This is a genomic window from Deinococcus aestuarii (assembly GCF_018863415.1).
Taxonomy (GTDB): Bacteria; Deinococcota; Deinococci; order Deinococcales; family Deinococcaceae; genus Deinococcus; species Deinococcus aestuarii.
Window position 1 is genome coordinate 1 of the sequence record NZ_JAHKSN010000033.1, and the last position, 17,209, is coordinate 17,209.

Annotated in this window: 13 protein-coding genes; 4 read left to right on the top strand and 9 right to left on the bottom strand. The window is 69.9% G+C overall.

All coding sequences use genetic code 11. The features are described 5' to 3' along the window. Positions 1 to 210 precede the first annotated feature (210 nt). Positions 211 to 657 (bottom strand): helix-turn-helix domain-containing protein, encoded by a 447-nt coding sequence (locus IC605_RS23320; protein WP_216329501.1) that lies wholly within the window; start codon positions 655 to 657, stop codon positions 211 to 213. A 244-nt stretch (positions 658 to 901) separates the two neighbouring features. After that, a complete protein-coding gene (locus IC605_RS23325; protein WP_216329502.1) occupies positions 902 to 2,005 on the bottom strand; it encodes a LacI family DNA-binding transcriptional regulator in 1,104 nt (367 codons plus the stop codon). A gap of 373 nt (positions 2,006 to 2,378) precedes the next feature. On the opposite strand from IC605_RS23325, the gene IC605_RS23330 reads away from it, so the two are divergent. From IC605_RS23330 to IC605_RS23340, 3 genes are read left to right on the top strand one after another with little or no spacing between them, the layout of a single operon-like run. Next, positions 2,379 to 4,376, top strand: coding sequence for a beta-galactosidase (locus tag IC605_RS23330; RefSeq protein ID WP_216329503.1), 1,998 nt, complete (start codon positions 2,379 to 2,381; stop codon positions 4,374 to 4,376). Then, positions 4,373 to 5,494, top strand: coding sequence for a glycosyl hydrolase 53 family protein (locus IC605_RS23335; protein ID WP_216329504.1), 1,122 nt, complete (start codon positions 4,373 to 4,375; stop codon positions 5,492 to 5,494). The genes IC605_RS23330 and IC605_RS23335 overlap by 4 nt, the downstream gene beginning before the upstream one ends. 57 nt (positions 5,495 to 5,551) lie before the next feature. Continuing rightward, positions 5,552 to 6,736 carry a sugar ABC transporter substrate-binding protein gene (locus IC605_RS23340; protein WP_216329505.1) on the top strand — a complete coding sequence of 395 codons (1,185 nt, stop codon included), beginning with the start codon at positions 5,552 to 5,554 and terminating at the stop codon, positions 6,734 to 6,736. 213 nt (positions 6,737 to 6,949) lie between these two features. Here the strand turns inward: IC605_RS23340 and IC605_RS23345 are convergent, their stop codons facing one another. The 6 genes from IC605_RS23345 to IC605_RS23370 all read right to left on the bottom strand — a co-directional run bounded on the left by IC605_RS23345 (position 6,950) and on the right by IC605_RS23370 (position 14,581). Beyond that, complete coding sequence (locus tag IC605_RS23345; protein ID WP_216329506.1) at positions 6,950 to 8,158, bottom strand: MFS transporter; 1,209 nt, start codon at positions 8,156 to 8,158, stop codon at positions 6,950 to 6,952. A 145-nt stretch (positions 8,159 to 8,303) separates the two neighbouring features. Beyond that, on the bottom strand, positions 8,304 to 9,320 hold the full coding sequence (locus tag IC605_RS23350) for an alpha/beta fold hydrolase (protein ID WP_216329507.1): 1,017 nt from the start codon (positions 9,318 to 9,320) through the stop codon (positions 8,304 to 8,306). A 51-nt stretch (positions 9,321 to 9,371) separates the two neighbouring features. After that, complete coding sequence (locus IC605_RS23355) at positions 9,372 to 10,379, bottom strand: GlxA family transcriptional regulator (protein ID WP_216329509.1); 1,008 nt, start codon at positions 10,377 to 10,379, stop codon at positions 9,372 to 9,374. 349 nt (positions 10,380 to 10,728) lie between these two features. Then, the gene (locus tag IC605_RS23360) at positions 10,729 to 12,618 is read right to left on the bottom strand and encodes a Vgb family protein (protein ID WP_216329511.1); all 1,890 of its coding nucleotides are present in this window, start codon (positions 12,616 to 12,618) and stop codon (positions 10,729 to 10,731) included. Positions 12,619 to 12,948: 330 nt separating this feature from the next. Beyond that, complete coding sequence (locus IC605_RS23365; RefSeq protein ID WP_216329513.1) at positions 12,949 to 13,170, bottom strand: hypothetical protein; 222 nt, start codon at positions 13,168 to 13,170, stop codon at positions 12,949 to 12,951. A gap of 205 nt (positions 13,171 to 13,375) precedes the next feature. Next, on the bottom strand, positions 13,376 to 14,581 hold the full coding sequence (locus IC605_RS23370; RefSeq protein WP_216329515.1) for an MFS transporter: 1,206 nt from the start codon (positions 14,579 to 14,581) through the stop codon (positions 13,376 to 13,378). A 78-nt stretch (positions 14,582 to 14,659) separates the two neighbouring features. On the opposite strand from IC605_RS23370, the gene IC605_RS23375 reads away from it, so the two are divergent. After that, positions 14,660 to 15,619, top strand: a complete 960-nt coding sequence (locus IC605_RS23375) for a hypothetical protein (RefSeq protein ID WP_216329517.1) — start codon at positions 14,660 to 14,662, stop codon at positions 15,617 to 15,619. A 1,075-nt stretch (positions 15,620 to 16,694) separates the two neighbouring features. Here IC605_RS23375 and IC605_RS23380 read toward each other — a convergent pair. After that, entirely contained in the window at positions 16,695 to 17,174 is a 480-nt protein-coding gene (locus IC605_RS23380; RefSeq protein ID WP_216329518.1) for a hypothetical protein, read from the bottom strand. Between the last annotated feature and the right edge of the window lie 35 nt (positions 17,175 to 17,209).

Below are 17,209 nucleotides of genomic sequence, written 5' to 3' on the forward strand. Positions count from 1 at the left end.
GGTAGATGATGGGTGAGGTGTATTCCACCGCGTCGGCGATGCGGCGAATGGTGACCGCGGCCCACCCCTCCTGCTCGCCGATGGTGAGGGCGGCCTGGAGGATGCCCTCGCGGGTCGCCTGCTTCTGCCTCGCTCGCCTGCCCTGCGCCGTCATTCTTCCTCCTGTAGTAAATCTATCTTTGATAAGTATGGACGCTTGGAGTCCCCCCGTCAACTCCCGGACCGCTCGGCGCTCGGGCGGGGAGGGTCACGCCATCTCGGCACAGCAGGGCTGCCCCCCTGCCCGCGCGTCACGTCCTGGCGGGGCGAGACCCCGAAGAGGCGGCGGTATTCACGGTTGAACTGCGAGGGGCCGTCGTAGCCGACCCGGAAACCGGCCCCGGTCACGTCCAGCTCCCGGCCCAGCAGCAAACGGCGGGCCTCCCGAAGCCGCAACCGCTTCCGAAACTGGAGGGGGCTGGGGGCCGTCACCACCTTGAAGTGGTGGAAGCCCGACACGCTCATGTGTACGTCCCGCGCCATCTGTTCCACGCGGAGCGGCTGGGCGTACTCCTGCACTAACCGCTCGACGGCGGTGGCGATCCGCACCATCGCCCGCAGCCGACCTCCCTCGGGGCCGACCGGCGGCAGGTAGCCCAGCTCGCGCAGATCAACCATGCGGAAATCCGGGTGAAGCTTTCAGCGATCACGGCGCGGTTCAAGCGGCACCGACGGCCCGAACTGAACACCGCAACACGCCCTCACCTCTTCCCACCCGCCAGACGGGGTGGCCCGGGGAAACCTGCCGGGAACATCTCTCCTGCCCGCTGCAAAGACCCTCCTCCAGCAGGGGAGGACAGCCCTCACGCGTGCTCAACGCCTCTGCACGGGAACGTCCGTTCCAGGTTGACGGAGGTGCCCGTCAAGCCTGGCCTGGGGGCTCCTTTTCTCCTGCTCCCCCTATATGACGTTGCAGGAGTTGCAGGGCGTCTTGCAGCCGCAACCGCTCACCCGAGCGGGGGGCGGCGGTGCTGGCCCGCACCACCAGTTCAGGCCGGGTCAGCGTCGTCTTCGGTGGGTCCTGCCCGTCGAGCCGGGCATTCAGATGATGAAAAGCGCGCTGGCCCAGCGTCGGGAAGTCCTGCCGGACGGTGGTGAGGGGAGGGATCAGCAGCGCACTCTCGGCCGTGTCGTCGTAGCCGATGACCGAGACGTCGCCCGGCACGCTCCTCCCGCTTTCCCACAGGGCCCGCAGCACGCCCACCGCCATCTGATCGTTCCCGACCAGCAGCCCCGTAAAGTTCACCCCGGAGGCCAGCAGAGCCAGGGCTGCCCGGTACCCGCTCGCCGGGCTCCAGTCGCCCTCCTGCTCGGCCACGAGGGCGAGGCCGTGCTCCCGCAGCACCGCCTGCCAGCCCTGCAAGCGGGCGTGTTCGGCCACCGCGTCCTGGGGGGCGTGGATGCAGGCGATCCGGGTGTGCCCCAGGTCCACCAGATGCCGGGCGGCCAGCGCGGCGCCGTGACCCTGATCCAGCAGCGCCGCACTCACGGGAGCATCGGCGGGCACGTCCATGAAGACGCAGGGCAGATCGGAAAAACGCCGCGCGATCTCGGCGGCGTCCGCGCCACCCAAGGACGCATTGATCAGCACGCCGTCCACCTGCCGTTCCTTGAGCGCGCGCACCGTCTGGGTGACCCGGCCCAGCCCGTAGCCGGGCACGATGGAGACGATCAGGCTGAAGCCCGCCGCCCGCGCCGCCCCCTCGATGGCCGAGGTCAGTTGCGAGGGAGCGTGCAGGGCGATGTCGTTGGTGGCAAAGCCGATGGAGTGACTTCGTTGCCGCGCCAGCCCCTGGGCCAGCCGGTTGGGCACATAGTTGAGCTGTCCCACCGCCTCCATGACCCTTGCCCGGGTGCGGGCTTCCACCGGCCCCTGGTTGTTGACGACCCGTGAGACCGTCTGCTGTGAGACGCCCGCCAGTTGGGCCACATCGGCCAGCGTCGCCGCCTTTTCCACCGTCTTCACCTGAACCTCCGGTTGTGTTAAGGCTAACAGCAAGTTACCCGTTGCGACAGACGGAGGACATTCGCTGGCGTTGAGCGGCCCTCCGCGGTTCACGAAGCCTCCTCGGGCTTACGCGTACATCCTGACCAGTGGGGCAAACCTTGTCCTCTAAGCGTAACTTTCGGGCGGCAACTTCTCAATACCTCGAATGGCTCCCCGGAGAAAAAGGCTAGGAACGACTGAAGGTAACTTGGTACACAAGTGTTAGCCTTAACACCATCTAACTTTTGATCACCAGCTCGTCCCAGAAGAGGCCCCTGGCCCTGCGTCACCACGGCGGCTGTGCCGTGGTCCGGTGTGACCGCCCCTGTGTCGGCGGTCCACAGAGGTGTCTATGTCCCGAATACCCCCTCTCCACCTTCCCCACCTCGAACTCGGCGTCTGCGACTACCCGGAGCACGTGCCGCAAGACCGCTGGGCCGGGTACGCGCAGGCGCAGAAGGCCCTGGGCCTACGTTTCGTACGCCTGGCGGAGTTTGCCTGGAGCCGCCTGGAGCCCCGACCCGGGGAGTACGACTGGCGCTGGCTGGACGAGGCCATCGAGACCTACGCGGCGGCGGGCCTCGGGGTCGTGCTGTGTACACCGACCGCCGCGCCCCCCGCCTGGCTGGTGGCCCGGCATCCCGAGGTGTTGCCGCAGGGCCGGGCGGGTCAGGTCAAGACCTTCGGCTCGCGGCGGCACTACGACTTTTCCAGCCCCGTCTTCCGGGAACACTCCCGGAGAATCACGCGGGCGATGGCCGAACGTTACGGGGAGCACCCCGCCGTCGTCGGCTGGCAGACTGACAACGAGTTCGGGTGGGGGGACACCGCGCAGAGTTACACCCCGGCGGCCCTGGAGGGGTTCCGGCAGTGGCTCGCCCGGCGTTACGGCCGCGTGGAGGCGCTGAACGAGGCTTGGGGCAATGTCTTCTGGAGCATGGAGTATGGCGACTGGAATCAGATTCCGCTGCCAGGTCAGGCGGTCGCCGAGGTCAACCCGGCCCACGCCCTGGACTTCCTGCGGTTTTCCAGCGATCAGATCGCCGGGTTCCAAGAGGAGCAGGTGGCAATCCTCCGCGAATGTTCGCCGGGCCGCTTCGTGACCCACAACTACATGGGCTTTTTCAGCGCCTTCGACCACTACCGGGTGAGCCGGTGCCTCGACTTCGCCAGTTGGGACAGCTACCCGACCGGGACGCTGGAGGCCCTGAAGGAATGGGGGCTGGCGGACCCGGGGCTGGCCCTCCGTTTCACCCGGACGGGTCACCCGGACGTCACCGCCTTCAACCACGACCTGTACCGGGGGATGGTGGGAGGGGCAGGGCAGGGCCAGACACACGGCTTCTGGGTGATGGAGCAGCAGTGCGGGCAGGTGAACTGGGCCCCGTCCAACCCACTTCCGGCAAAGGGGGCCGTGGAACTCTGGACGGCGCAGGCCTGGGCACACGGCGCGGACGTGGTGAGCTACTTCCGCTGGCGGGCCGCCACGATGGCCCAGGAAGTCCTGCACTCGGGCCTCCTACGCCATGACGAGCGGCCCGACCGGGGCTACGCGGAGGTCGCCGCACTCGACCCGGAGCAGTTTCCGGCGGGCCAGGTGAAGACCAAAGTCGTCCTTCTCCACGACTACGAGAGCCTGTGGCTGTACAACATGCAGCCCCACGCCGAGGGGATGAACTACTGGGCGCAGACCTTCGCCTCTTACCGCGCCCTGCGGTCCCTGGGCATGGACGTGGACATCCGGCACCCGGACAGCGACTTGAGCGGGTACGCGGTGGTCGTCGCCCCGGCCCTGACGATGATGACGCCGGAGCGGGCCCGGCACCTGGCGGAAGCGGCGGAACACGCCCAGATTGTCTTCGGGCCCCGCACGGCCTTCCGCACGGCGTCGGGGCGTACCCCCGAGGAGGGGCAGTTCGGCGAGCTGGGCGCTTTGGTCGGGGCCTCGCTCCAGAACTACGACAGCCTCCCCGAGGGGCTGGAGCAGTCCCTTCACCTGGGCGGCGAGCCCCACACGGCCCGGCGCTGGGCCGAGAGTTACGACCCCGCCGGGGCCGCCGTCCTGGCCCGCTACGCCGGGGGGCCGCTGGACGGCGAGGCCGCCGTGATCCGGCGTGGGAACGTCACCGTGATCGGGGCGCACAGCGAAACCCTGATCGCCGAGGTGCTGGAGGAGGTGCTGAACACGGTGGGACTCCAGCCCACGCGGCTTCCCGAGGGCGTCCGCCTCTCGCGGCGCGGCGGAATCACGCTCCTTCAGAACTGGAACGCACACCCCGAGGCCTGGCAGGGCGAGGTGCTGGCCCCCGTCAGCACGCGTCTTCTGGGCACCGTCAAGGAGTTGGTATGAGACAGATCGGCGCGGCAACCCTGCTTCTGACCCTCACGGCCAGCCTGAGCGCCTGCACCCGGGCCACCGTTCCAGAGGCCATAGGGGAAACCTGGATTCGGGGCCTGGACGTGTCGGAGGCCCGCGAGGCGGAGGCGGCGGGCGTCCAGTTCAAGGACCGGGACGGCACGGTCAAGCCCGCCCTCCAGATCGTGAAGGACCACGACTACAACTGGGTGCGCGTGCGGCTGATGATCGACCCGGACGTGACGGCCTACGGGCTGGCGCAGGACCTGCCCTACGTGAAGGCCGTGATGCAAGACGCCAGGCGGCGGAACCTGAAGGTGCTGCTCGACCTGCACTACTCGCACTGGTGGGCCGACCCCGGCAACCAGTGGACGCCCGAGCGCTGGAAGGGCCAGGACCTGACCACGCTGAGCACCTCGGTCTACGACTACACGAAAGACGTGATCACCCAGCTTCGCGCCCAGGGGACCCCGCCGGACATGGTGCAGATCGGCAACGAGATCAACGGCGGGATGCTCTGGGAGACCGGACGTCTGGAGTGGGAGGCTGGACGAATCAAGACGGACAGCATGGCCGCCCTGGTGCGGCTGACCAACGCCGGGGCGACGGCGGTGCGCGACGCGAGCGGAGGCCGGGACGGGATGCCGCCCATCATGGTCCACATCGCCAAGACGGGGGACGCCGCCGCGACGGTGGCCTGGTACCGGGCCTTCATCGACGCCGGGGGGTGGGTGGACACCATCGGCCTCTCCTACTACCCGAGCTGGCACGGCGACTTTTCGGGACTCAGTGAAACCATCCGGGCGCTGCGGAGCACCTTCACCGGGACCAGGGTGTACGTGGCCGAGACCGCCTCCTACTGGGACAAGAACCAGGTCGGGACCACCCACCTGCCCTATCCCGAGACCCCGCAGGGGCAGTACGACTTTCTCCGGGCCCTGACACCCGTGGTGAAAGACGCCGGGGGCAGCGGCATTTTCTACTGGGGGGCCTTCTGGTCCCAGAGCGGCAAGTGGCTGAACGCCCCCGGCTGGAACGACGACGACGCCTCGCGCCGTTCGCTCTTCGACGACGACGCCCGCGCGACGGTCGGGATCGACGGCCTGAAGTAGGTTGGGCGCCCTTCGGCCAGAACTCGCAGGCTCCGACTCCCGATCCAAGGAGAGAACATGAACAAGATGCTCGTTGTGCTGTCCCTCGCCCTCGCCGGGCAGGCGAGCGCCGCCACCCTCACCGTTTGGAACCACTTCACGGACGCCGCCGAGGTCGCCTGGCTCCGGGCCCAGGCGGATGCCTACGCCAAGGCCAGCGGCAACAAGGTCACCATCGTCAGCCTGCCGCTCGACCAGATGGCCGACAAGCTGATCAACTCGGCCCCCAAGGGCCAGGGCCCGGACCTGGTGGTCACCCTCCCGCAGGACCGGCTGGGCCAGCTCGCCGCCTCCGGCGCGGTCGAGCCGATGGACCGCTACGTCGTGAGCAAGGCGGACCTCGACCGCGCTGCGGTCCAGGCCATGACCTACCGGGGCAAGCTGTTCGGCCTGCCCATGTTCGCGGAGTCCGTGGCGCTCATCTACAACAAGAACCTGGTCCCCACAGCGCCCACGACCTGGAACGAGTTCCTCAGCGCGGCGCAGAAGAACACCGGGAACGGCCGGTTCGGCTTCCTGGTCGACCTGAGCAACGCCTACACCAACTACGGCTTCTTCAACGCCTACGGCAGCTACATCTTCAAGAACAACGGCGGCACCCTGAACGTGGGAGACGTGGGGATTACCAACGCCGGGGCCCTCAAGGCCCTCTCGGTGATGAACGATCTGCGCTACAAGTACAAGCTCGTGCCCGAGGGCGTGAGCAACGACGCGGCCAAGAGTGCCTTTGTGGATGGGCGCGCGGCCATGATCGTGACGGGCCCGTGGGACATGGGGGACATCAAGAAGGCGGGCATCAACTACGGGATCACCACCATCCCGGCGCCTCCTGGGGCCACCTCGAAGTGGGGACCGCTGGTCGGGGTCCAGGGCGTCGTCCTCAACGCCTACGGCAAGAACAAGAGTGTGGCGGCGCAGTTCGCCCAGGCGCTGGTCACCAGTTCGGCCCAGCTCTCCTTCAACCGGGCCGGTGGCCGGATTCCCGTGAATCTCGCCGCCCGCACCCAGCTCAAGAACGACCCTATCGTGACGGGGTTCGGAAAGGCGATCTCCGCCGGAACGCCGATGCCCAACGTGCCGGAGATGGGCGCGATCTGGGGGCCGTGGGGCAGCGCCGTGGCCCAGAGCGTGCAAAAACCGGGTCCCAACTACGCCTCGATCCTGGCCGCCGCCCTGAAGGAGATCAAGGGCAACATCAGATAAGGGACCCGCCCCCGGACGGGAGAGCAGGTGCTCCTTCCTGTTCCCCTGCCTGACGCCGTTTTGCTCACCGGAGCCACCTCCCTGGCCCTCAGGATGAAGCCCTGCCACCCTCGCCGGACCTCCGCTGGCCGGCAGTGCCGCGCCGCACCTTGGGGGCCACCCTGACCTTGACCCCGCCTTTCGGTTCCGGGACGGCGCAGTGGACCGCCGGGCCTACGAGCTGTGTGTGCTGGACGCGTTGCGGGCCGCGGACGTGTGGATCACGAGGACCTCGACGCCTATCTCCTGCCACAGGGCACCTGGCAAGGGCGCCTGCCCGAGTTGTCGCCGAAGCTCCCCGAGCCCTTTGACGCCTTCTGGGCCGAGACCGAGCCGAGGTTGACCGGGCAGTTGCGTGAGGGGGAAGACCTCCTCGCCAAGGGGGCGCTGTCCTCCGTCACCATGGAGCGTGGCAGGCCTGAGGTCGGGAAGGCGACCAGGGCGGTGCCCGACGGGGTGGAAGCCCTGGAGCGCCAGTTGAGCGCGCGACTTCCGCGCGTGGAGATCACCGACCTGTTGCCGGAGGTGAACGCCTGGACCCGCTTCACAGGCGCTTTTCTGAACCCACACAGCGGCAAGGGCGTGGAGCAGCATGACCACCTGCTGACCACGATCCTCGCCGATGGTTTGAACCTGGGGCGACGGCCCGAGGAGGAGCGCCCCGTACCCCGACACCACCCACGGCAGCGCCGGGTCACGCGCCACGACCCGCAGACCCTCCCGCACCGAGCCCAGCAGGGGCTGCCGCGCCGGAACGTCCCGGGGCGTCTCCAGGGCGCGCATCCGTGCCAGGCAGGCCAGGGCGATCACGAAGCTCAGGGCATTGAGACTGAAGTTCACGCTCAGGCCCAGGGTGGCCGCCGTGAAGCCCGCCAGGGCGGGGCCCAGGGTGCCCGCGCTCGTCATCGCCAGGGCGTTCAGGGCGGTGGCCCGCGGCAGTTCCGCACGGGGGACCAGACGCGGGAAGAGGGAGGCCCGGGCAGGCTGGTCGAAGCTCACGACCACCCCGGAGGCGAAGGCGAGGAGGATCACCCATCCCAGGGTGGCGGTGCCGGTCGCACTCAGGAGGGCGAGGACGAGGGCCTGGATCAGCAGCAGCGTCTGTGTCAGGAAGAGCAGCTTGCGTCGGTCTACCCGGTCCACGACGCTGCCCCCGATCAATGCGAAGGCGAAGAAAGCCAGGGCCTGCGCGAGGGAGACTAGACCCAGGGGCAGGGCGGAACCCCCGCTGAGCTTCAGGACCAGCAGGCTCTGCCCGACCACCTGCATGAAGGTCCCGACGCCGGAGACGGCCTGCCCCAGCCAGAACAGGCGGTAGTCGCGGTGCCGGAGCACTCCCCAGCGGTCGGGGCGATGAGCGGTCTTGGACCGGGTGATCTGCATGGGTTCTGCCTCCGGCGTTGAGTGCGGGGGTGCTGGACCACCCTTCTGGGCAGGGCTGAGCGATGGGGCAGCCACCCGCCACCTCGCCCTCCATCAGGGGCAGGGAGCGGCGGTGGCTCAGGAGGAGTGGGGGCCGCGCTCGACCTCAGCGCCGGGTACTCCAGACCTCACGGATGGCGTCGATCACGACCTCCGGCTCGTCGAGCTGGACGCTGTGCCCACTCTCCCGGGCCACGACGCGGCGGCCACGGGTCGAGAGCGCGGCAAGTTCCCGCTGCATGGCCGCCCAGAGGCGTTCTGTCTGCGCGACGGTAGCCGGGTCCTGCCCCGCGTCGGCGTGCCCCCGGCTGACCACCACGAGGGGCAGGTCGCCCAGCGTAGAGACGGGTGGGGTGGTGCCCTTCATCAGTTCCTCGATCTCGCCCCGGGTCGCGGCGGCCTGCTTTGGATCGGCAATCATGAGGGTGTGCAGCGCCTGGGCGGCGGGTGGGGGCAGCCGGGAGTCCAGGGGCACCAGCCGGGAGGCCAGCGGGCGCAGCCCCAGCGTGATCAGGACTTCCAGCGCCTTGAATTGACCCAGACCGCGTTTCGTAGCCGTCAGGACGGACGCGGGGTAGCGGCGGAACTGCCCCTCATGCGAAGAATCCACCAGGACCAGGCCGGAGACCTCCCCGGGAGAGCGGGCCGCATACTGCCGGGCCACGACGCCGCCCAGCGAATGCCCGACGAGCACCAGGGGTCCCTGGACTCCCGCCCTCTCCAGCAGGGTGTGCAACTCGTCCACCATCACCGGCACGCTCCTCGGCCTGGGGCTGGCGTCGCTCCAGGCCGACCCCGCCCGGTCGTAGGCGCAGACCCGGGCGAAGCGGGCGACCCCGGGCTGCACCCGTGCCCAGGTCAGGCTGGTCTCGTTGTTTCCGGCGTCCAGGATCACGGTGGCCCCGCTGGCCGTTCCCTGGCAGAAGAGGTGAAGCCGGTAGCCCCCCACGTCCACGAGCGTTCCGTTGGGGGGCACTGGGGTACCCGGACGGTTGAGGGCCGAGCAGCCCACCACCAGGGCCGAGGTGGTCAGCAGCAGGCCGAGCAGGCGGCGCGTGAGCCGTGAGCGGGCACGGCGGGGCTGAAGGTGAGGGGTTGGTGGTGGGGCAACAGGGTAGGACATAAGGCGGCTCCTCTCGCAAGGGGGAGAGCTGGAGTTCGGGCTGGGGCGGGATCAGCGCGGCGCGGTCAGTTGGGTGCGGGCCTCGGAGGGCGGGCTCCCGTGACGGGCCTGCCAGAGGCGGCGGAAGTGCCGGGGATCGTCGAAGCCGCATCTGCCAGCGATGACCTCCAGAGTGAGGTGCGGGTCGGCCATCAGTTGGGCGGCGAGTTCCAGCCGCAGTTCGTGCTGGTAGGCCAGCGGAGTCAGGCCGGTGTGCTGCTTGAAGGCCCGGGTCAGCCCGCGCGGACTCATGTTGGCGAGTTCGGCCAGGGCGTTCAGCGGCGCCCGGTCCGCTGGGTGCTGGCTGAGCTGATCCTGGACGCGGTGAACGCCGGGATGCAGGTGCGTGCGGTACTCCAGATACACGCTGGCCTGGGTCTGCACGCCGTCCCGCCGCAGGTAGACCACCAGGTAGTGGGCGACCTGGGCGGTGAGCAGCGGGCCGTGCTCGCGTTCGAGGAGCGACAACGCCATGTCGATGCCGGAGGCGATGCCCGCGCTGGTCGTGATGGGACCGTCGTGGGTGTACAGCACGGCGTCCTGCACCAGGGCCCCCGGGTAGCGCGCCCGCATCGCCTCCACCGCCCCCCAGTGGGTGGTGCAGCGCCGCCCGTCGAGCAGGCCCGCCTCTCCCAGCGCCGCCGTACCCGTGCAGACCGAGGCCAGGTGGGCTCCGGCGGCGAAGGCGGCGCGGAGCCAGACGACGGCGGCGGGCTCGATCCAGGGCCGACCAGGAACGGGGTCGTCCAGCCGGGGCCCGGGGATGATGATCAGGTCGTCCGGGCGGGGCGTGGGGAACGGTGCCAGCGGGCCGAGCGGGAGGCCCTGGCTGCTCTGGACCTGCGGCACGGCGGCGCAGAACAGCAGGTCGTAGGCGGCGCCGAAGCGCCGGGCCACGTCGAAGACCTGGGCGGGGCCGCCGAGGTCGAGCAGGTTGACGCCGGGCAGAAGGACGAAGACCACGCGCCGCGTGCCGGGGTGTCCGGGGACGGAAATGGGCACGTGGGGCCGGGGCGTCATGGGTCAACAGTAGGCTTCGGAGTGCTCGGCGGACAGGGTGAAACCAGCGGGGATGCGGACGGATCTGGTCCGCCCGGGCGGGCCAGGCCGAAGGCTCCGCCTTGAGAGCCCGTCGAGGCTCGGGCGAGCTTGACACGAGCTGAACACTCGGCTGCCTCCGCTGGCAGGGTGACGGAAACGACCGCCCCGCCACCTTGGCCCCGCCCCACTTCAGGAGAGGGACCATGCCGCAGAACACCGCCCGGCCGCTGCAAACCCACCCCGACCCCGCCAGCGTCTTCGGGGTCACGAGAGGGAGGGCACCTGCTGGGCTGGATGACCAGCAGGTGCCCTCCCCATGCTGACGGGCTTAGGGTGTCAGCCGCCTCAGTGCCCCGGCGTTCGTGCCCGCCGTGTAAGAGAACCAGACTGTACCGTCCGCCGCCACACTGATGCCCGCCGGGCTCGAACCGGAGTCGGGCAGGCTCAAGCGGTCCACCACCCGGGTCGCGGGATCGAAGCGCACCACTTGAGCGTTGGTCTGGTCCGTCAGCCACACCCGCCCGGCCGCGTCGAAGGCCAGAGAGCGCACGCTCAGGCGCTGATTGCCCACGGCCTCGCCCAGCCGGAACTCGGTGAGCGCCCCGGTCCGCGGGTCGAGGCGACCAAGCTGGTTCGCCGCGGACTCGGTGAACCACAAGGCACCCTCCGGCCCGAGCTTCAAGCCCCAGGGCCCGGCTTCCGGGGTGGGCAGCGGACGACTCTGGAAGGCCCGGGTGGCTGGGTCGAAGTGCACCAGGGCGTTATCGATGGTGGCGGTGAACCACACGCCGCCGTCGGCCGTCACGGCGATTCCCTTGGGCATGCCAGCGTGCGGGTACACCTCGCTCACCCCGGTCGAGGGGTCCAGACGACCGAGGCCGCGGTTTTCCACCGTGAACCACACCCGGCCGTCCGGCGCAAATGCCAGGGCCCCCGGGCCGCTGCGAAAGCCGGTGGCCTCCGCCGGAATCTGCGGGAAGGCCTTCACCTCACCACTGGTGGGATCGATGCGGACGAGCTGCGCCCCCTTGGTCGCCCATACGGCCCCATCCGGGGCCAGGGCGAGGTCCTCGACGTGATCGTCGTAACCGAAGTCCACCTCGGTGACGTTCCCGCTCACGGGATCGAGCCGGGACACCCCCGGCAGGCGCAAGCCCCCGTCGGCACTGCGGCTGCGCCCGTACCACAGCCCGCTGGGGGCCGCCAGCACCGGCCCGTACCCGTACCGGCGGTCGGTCGCCACCTCGGCGGACGAGAGCACCGTGACCCGGACGCGCAGCTCCCGCGTCACGTTCCCGCTCCTCGCCACCAGCGGGACGGTGTAGGTGCCCGGAGCGAGGCCCGCGCGGGGAGCCACCAGCACGCTGGCCGCCCTGGAAGTGGCCGGGCCGCTGAGGTCGGTATAGGCGTTGATCAGCGTGAAGTCGGGGGTGGGCGTCTTGAAGTCGAACTGCACCGTCCCGCCAAAGCCCAGCACGGACTGGACGTTCAGCGGCAGGCTGGCCCGCCCGCCGGGCAGGGCGAGCGCACTCACCTCGTCGGCCGTCAGGTAGAAGGTTGGCGTCTCCAGGGCCAGGGTGTGCGCGGGGAGCGTGGTCGGCGTGGAGATCGTCGCGGCGAGGATCTCGCCCGTGGTGGTCACCCGGTCGGTGGTCAACACCGCTACGTTCCAGCCCGCCTGAAACGAGGCGTTCAGGGTGAGCTTGACATCCGGGCAATTCAGGCTGCCCGTCACCGTCGTGGCCCGTTCGGCGTACACCCGCTGGAGGACAGAGGCGCCATCTTTCCACACCGTGAAGCCCGGCTGGACCTCGCGGAGCAGGCCCAGGAGCCCGCCGTTCTGGCGCACCGGGTACGCGGACACGCTGTAGTGCCGGGCCGTGGGATCGGACTGGGTGATCTCCCCGGTGCAGCCCGACTGGGGACCGAGCGGGTACGCCTCCAGGTAGGGGGTGAGGACGTCGCCCGTGGGCAGGGTGAGAGACACCTTGCCCGCCGTCAGGCTGCCGGTGGCGAGCGTCTGCCGCACGTCGTCCGGGGACTCCTCGACCGTGACCGTGCCGCTGACGCCCTCCGCCCCCCGGACCGAGCCGCTGAGCACGCCCGCGGCCCCGCCCGGCTGAGTGCCCGGATCGGAGGGCACCTCGGTGGGAGGTGTGGGGCCACCCCCGCAGGCGGTCAGCAGGAGGGCGAGAAGCAGGAGGTTCGCTTTTTTCATGCAGATCTTATTTTACTCATCCTGTCTGACGGGCATCTGTCGAGGTTCCAGGGCGTGAGGACTGTGAGGAGGAGGGGCACGCCGGGGCATGGCACAGCCTCCCGAGTCATGCCCCGGGGGCGAGACCTGTGAAGCCGGCTTCGAGGAGCTGCCTCAGGAACGGCCCGAACAGGAGAGCCAAACAAGCTGGCGGAGAAGTGCTGTCCCTGACGACACCCAACCCGTGGACGACCTGACGAACGCCCTTCAGGTGGCCTCACTGCTGGCGAAGGCGCCGAAGTGAAAGACACCCGGCGCGAGCATGCCGGGTGTTGATGGACAGCGGTGGGGTCACGACCCCGTGCGGGTCTTACGGATGCTGCCGGAGGTCATGACAGGGTTGCCGGCCATCACCGAGTAGCTGCCCCTGTACGAGCCGCTGTTGTCGATGGCGAACTCGCCGCCGACAGAAGAGGTGCCTTCAGGAGTCTTCCACCCGATGTCGCCTGCACCCGAGTCGCCACTGACGGCAAAGGTCCTGCCCTGGGGGTCCGTGAAGGTGCCGGTGAACACACCGCTCCAGATGCCGTTGCTGCGGTCTTGAACGAGAAATTTCGACCGATCACGCCAAGGTGTCGGGCTTCAGGCCACGCCCTGCGTACCCTGGGAACTGACGCTGGGGGCAGGGCTTTTCAGATGAACTCCAGAAGTGGCCGGGTTGTTCACGCAGAGGTGTCGGTAGGCTATTCCCCCGGTCTTCGGGAGGAGCCGCCCGACCTCAAGCCTGCTCCGCCTGCGCCAGGCGCCGCCGCAGGGGACCGGACACCCGCAGGAAGCCCAGGGCGCCGAGCAGCCCGGCGACCAGGCACCCCCACCACACCCCGTCGCCGTACCGCCCCAGCGCCCAGCCGCCCAGCGCGGGGGCGATCAGGCCGCTCAACCCCCAGGTCGCGCCCAGCACCCCCGCGTAGGTCCCGCGCAGGTGCACCGGGGCCAGCGCCGCGACCACCCCCGGGGCCACCGCCGCCTGCGCGACCTCGCCGAAGGTCCACACCAGGACGGCCAGCGCGTACCCGGGCACCGTGTCCGCCAGCGCGTTCAGCCCGAACCCCACGCCGGTCAGCCCCAGGGCCACGCTCAGCACCGCCGGGGCCGGAAAACGGCCCAGGAACCGGGCCGAGAACAGCCCGACCGACACGATCAGCAGGCCGTTGAGGGCGATCACCCAGCCGTATGTCCCCTCGCCCAGCCCGTCTTGCCGCATGGCGAGCGGCAGGGTCACGTACCCCTGGTTCATCACCACCGCGAACAGGAGGGTCAGCGCAGCGAACGTGAAGAGCAGCGGCTCGCGCCTCAGGACCGCGAGGGCCCCCGGCTGCCCCGCGCCCCGCCCCGCCGGGGCCCGCGTCTCCGGCACCCCCACGCCGACGAACAGGGCATACAGCAGCAGGGTCGCCGCGTCCACCACGAACAGCAGCGTGTAGGAGCGCGCCGCGATCAGCCCCGCCAGGATGGGCGCGAAGGCGAAGCCCAGATTGACCGCCCAGTACATCAGGCCGTAGGCACGAGTTCGTTCCTCAGGCGCCACGAGGTCTGCGATGGCGGCGTTCGCGGCAGGCCGGTACATGTCGCCGAGCAGCGCGAACAGGAACGCCGAGCCCAGAATCAGCGGGTAGGTCGGCGCCAGGCCCAGCGCCAGCAGGAAGGGCGGGCTGAGGGTCAGCGCGAGCAGCATCACCCGGCGCCGCCCCCACCGGTCCGCGAGCACCCCGCCGAGGAGCTGGGAGACAAACCCGCCCAGGCCCAGGGCACTCACCGCCACGGCTGCCTGAACGGGGGAAAGGTCCCGCTGCGAGGTCAGGAAAAGGGTCAGGAAGGGCACGACGAAGCCGCACAGCCGGTTGAGGAAGGTCCCCCACCACATCACCCAGAAGGGACGCGGCAAGTCGCCCGTGAAGGAGGAAACGAGGCGCCAGGTGGTCACGCCAGCCAGCGTAGGGTGACTCCCGGGGAGGCCACGAACGTTTCGCCTTTTTCCGAAGGGTCGGCCGTATCCTGCGGTGTGGACGTGTATCGGTCGGCGGTCCAGGTCAACCCCGAGGACGTGGCCGGGGTGCGCTTTGCCGTGAGCCCGCTTCTCGAAATGGTCACGAGTTACCGGGCCGTGCAGAGCCGCTCCGCCGTGTTCGCTCCCTGGCTGACGCGGCGGGGCGAGGTCGCACGACAGCTCGGCGGGTCGCACCTGCGGTTCCTGGTCCAGTCGGGGGCCTACGTGCCGGATTTCCTGACGCCCAAGCCCCAGTCCCCCGTCGAGCGCTTCGCCGACGAACTCGCCCGCCTGCTGGAGACGCCCTACCCGCAGGTGCACGAGGAACTCCGGCAGATCACGTCGCCCACGGATACCGTCCTGTTCGACCGGTACCTCGACGACACCGGCGAGGCGCTGAAGGCCCTGGCGGAGGAACTGACCCGCTACTGGCAGGCGGTCATCGAACCGGACTGGCCGCGCCTGCGGACGGTGCTGGAGGCGGACGTGCTGTACCGTTCACGTCGGCTCGCCGAGGGGGGTCCCGCCGCGCTGCTGGCGGAGCTGCATCCCCGGGTGCGCTGCGGGGCGGGTCACGCCTGGCCGCGCCCGGACGGGCAGGGGCTGACCCTGGTGCCCTCGGTGTTCGCGTGGCCGGACGGGTACATGGTGTACGCGCGCGAGTCACCGTTCACGTTCGCCTACCCGGCCCGGGGGACCGCCGAGCTGTGGGCGCCCTGGCCCGCCCCCCCGGCCCCGCTGGCCGAGCTGATGGGACAGACGGCGGCCCGCCTCCTGCTCGCGCTGTCGGAGCCGCGCACGACGACCGGGCTGAGTGCGCTGCTGGGCGGCTCCGCCAGTGGGGTGTCTCCGCACCTGCACCGCCTCAAGGCCCTGGGGCTGGCGACCTCGACGCGGCAGGGCAAACGGGTCTGGTACGAGTGGACCCAGCGGGGCCAGGCCTTGGCACGGCTCTTTCAGGAGGAGCCGCGCTGAGGAAGGCGCGGTGGGACTATTGCGCGGATGGAACGCGGCGTTTGAAACTTCCCCCGAAGCTGCCGCTTCCAAGAATGCCCCCACTGTTCTTGCCGGGCCGCCGCGTGGTCGGTCGCGGAGGCGACGAGGAAGCGCACGGCTTCCCGGTCCATCAGCAGGGTCTTGGGGCTGACCCGCGCGCCCGTGGATCGCCAGTCCCGAAGGCGCTCCACCCGCACCTCCGTCACGGCTGACCCGCGCGCCCGTGGGTCGCCAGCTAAGCCTCGGCCAGGTTCCACAGGACGGCCACCGTCTTGTCGCGGGCGGCCTCGGCGGCGCGGCGCTTCACACGGGGGTTGTTGTACCGCGGCTTGGACTAACGCTGCCCGCTTTTGAAGGCAGGTCAGGCCCCAGGCTCTCGGCGTCCCCGAGCGACCTGGACCTATAGGCATTCGTCCAGCCATTTGAACCGCTTGTCGGGCTGGGGGTTCCACGACCGGCCGCCCAGCACTTCCCCCAACGCCGTCACGACCTCGCGGTCGAACTGCCGACCACACTGCGCGGTCAGCTCAACCCACGCCTCCTCCTGAGACCAGGGCGTCGTACCCGCCGCACACCGCCAGGATGCGCGCGAGCAGCGGAATCTCCTCGGCCCGTCGTCGGTGGGGGTACCCCGCGTCCCATTCAACCGCTCATGGTGGTGACACACGGCCAGGCGGAGGGTGCGGGAGACCCCGGGCAGCAGGATGGTCAGGTGAGCGGGTGCCGTTGCCTCCGGCACCACTCCTGGGCGGTCAAGGGACCCGTCCTGCGCCGCACCGCCTGGCGAACGAATGCCCTGCCCAGGTCATGGAGCAGCCCGGCGCGGCAGGACTCGCACACCTGAACGTCGGAGCGCCCCAGGTGTTCGGCCACGGCGGCGGCCAGCGGGGCCACTCGTCCAGCGTGGGCCGTGAGGGGCCACCGGGCGACCCGGGAGCGAACCAGGCCGACCGGAGGAAAGAGAGACGGGAGAGCATGGGGCCCAAGGGTCATGGGCACCTCCTCCGGCGTCAAGAAGGAGCGCCCCCATCTGGGGGCACTTCAAGGAATTCACTCAGAGGGGGCTGAAGACGAACTTGTCGCTGGTCCCGCCGCGCAAGACGCTCTCGGTGTGCTCGCCGAGGTACGTCTCCCCGGTGATGGCCTCCAGCGCCCCCCACACCGCGCCCAGCGTGAAGGTGCACTTGCGCTCCGACCCCAGCGGCTCGCCCGCCGAGCACACCGTGTCCTGGGTCTCGATCACCACGTCCTCGCCCTCCCGGTACGAGCGCGTCACGGCGGCCAGGCAGGTGCCGTCCCGCCCGATGGCGGCGTTCAGCACCCCGGCGATCTGCTCGACGGGGAGGTGGCTGCCCGCCACGCCGAGTTCGGTGGCGAGGTCGCGGCCCCGCACCTTCCCGGCGCGGGTGAAGACCACAGCGGCGCCGTCCGGGCCGAGGGTATCCTCGACGCCGACGATCACGGCCTTGAAGCAGACGACGGAGTTGAAGTCGCCCAGATGCGGGCGCAGTTGGGGGGTGGCGGTGGCGGTCACGGGAGTCCTCCTGGGGTAAAGGGTGGTCAGAAGCT

Bases quoted from the DNA above. Each gene is read 5' to 3' on its own strand.
- IC605_RS23320 (WP_216329501.1), bottom strand. From the start codon at position 657: ATGGTTGATCTGCGCGAGCTGGGCTACCTGCCGCCGGTCGGCCCCGAG.
- IC605_RS23330 (WP_216329503.1), top strand. From the start codon at position 2,379: ATGTCCCGAATACCCCCTCTCCACCTTCCCCACCTCGAACTCGGCGTC.
- IC605_RS23335 (WP_216329504.1), top strand. From the start codon at position 4,373: ATGAGACAGATCGGCGCGGCAACCCTGCTTCTGACCCTCACGGCCAGC.
- IC605_RS23340 (WP_216329505.1), top strand. From the start codon at position 5,552: ATGAACAAGATGCTCGTTGTGCTGTCCCTCGCCCTCGCCGGGCAGGCG.
- IC605_RS23345 (WP_216329506.1), bottom strand. From the start codon at position 8,158: ATGCAGATCACCCGGTCCAAGACCGCTCATCGCCCCGACCGCTGGGGA.
- IC605_RS23350 (WP_216329507.1), bottom strand. From the start codon at position 9,320: ATGTCCTACCCTGTTGCCCCACCACCAACCCCTCACCTTCAGCCCCGC.
- IC605_RS23355 (WP_216329509.1), bottom strand. From the start codon at position 10,379: ATGACGCCCCGGCCCCACGTGCCCATTTCCGTCCCCGGACACCCCGGC.
- IC605_RS23360 (WP_216329511.1), bottom strand. From the start codon at position 12,618: ATGAAAAAAGCGAACCTCCTGCTTCTCGCCCTCCTGCTGACCGCCTGC.